Source organism: Mesorhizobium sp. M4A.F.Ca.ET.090.04.2.1 (assembly GCF_003999085.1).
In the GTDB taxonomy this organism is placed as follows: Bacteria; Pseudomonadota; Alphaproteobacteria; order Rhizobiales; family Rhizobiaceae; genus Mesorhizobium.
Genome location: NZ_RZOT01000895.1, coordinates 1 through 1,135, shown reverse-complemented (window position 1 = coordinate 1,135; position 1,135 = coordinate 1). Strand labels below are relative to the sequence as shown.

The following is a 1,135-nucleotide window of genomic DNA, read 5'->3' as shown; positions in this document are numbered from 1 at the left end:
GGATAGCGCCACAACGTGCGGGCGCTTCATTTTCATCCGCGATGCCGGCACTGTCCACAATTTGGCGTTCCAATCGATTTCCGGCCATTCCATGCCGCGCACTTCGCCAGATCGCGCAGCGGTCAATGTCACGAATTCCAATGCCCGTGCACCCGTGCCTTCGCGTTTGCGCAATGCTGCGAACCACGTGGGCGCGTCTTTCAGCTGAACGGCGGGCTGATTATCGACCGTCGCAACCTTGCTTGGCTTGGACAGCATGGCATTGAGATTGCCCTTCCACTCTGCCGGATTGTCGCCCTCGCGGTGTCCGTGTGCCTTTGCCCAATCAAGCACGCGTTCGCAACGTTGCCGCAAACGCGTGGCCGTCTCTGTCTTGGTCGTCCAAATCGGCTTAAGGATTTCAACCATGTGATGTTTGGTGACTTCGGAAACGGCAAGATTCCCGATGACGGGCATTGCATACGTGTCCAGAGTGGATTGCCATTGCTTCCGATGCTTTTCGTTTCTGAATTCCGCCAGCGTGTCGGCAAGGAATTTGTCAACGGTATCGCGGAATGTGAGATGGCGCTTTGCGGCCTCAATGGCGGCTTTGCGACGGTCGCGCTTCTCTTGTAGCGGATCGATGCCGTTGCGGATTTTGTCTTTGGTTGCCCTCGCCCGCTCGCGAGCTTCGCCCAATGATACGTCATGCCCGCCAAGACCCATTTCGCGGCGCTTGCCGTTGAGCATCGTTCGCAATAGCCATGACCGGCCGCCGCCCGGCGTGATCTGGAGCATGAGCCCTGCAACACCGCCAACGGCAAACACAGCGTTGCTCGGCGTGGTCGACCCGGGGTGCTTCAAGTTCCTGACGGCTAGTGCTGAAAGTTCCTTCGCGATCTTCGGCATTTCTCTATCCCATCATCTTACCCGCCAAAAATAATGGCATTGGATGATCTGGATTGCAACGGCGCGAGACAGCTATTTTAGATTAAAGCATTGATATTGCCTTATGATTTTCATTTATTGAGACAACATGAGACAGCAATATGGCTGTCGCTCTCTCCGCCATACCATCAAAAAAATCAACAACTTATAGTGAATTTCCGAACTTACCCGCCAAAGAGCCCATCATGTAGGATGCTATTGATTTAGG

At 54.4% G+C, this 1,135-nt stretch carries 1 protein-coding gene; it reads right to left on the bottom strand.

The annotated features are described in order from the left end of the window. A partial coding sequence (locus EN781_RS32960) for an integrase arm-type DNA-binding domain-containing protein (protein WP_127400748.1) occupies positions 1-888 on the bottom strand: 888 nt, incomplete at its 3' end. Positions 889-1,135: the final 247 nt, after the last annotated feature.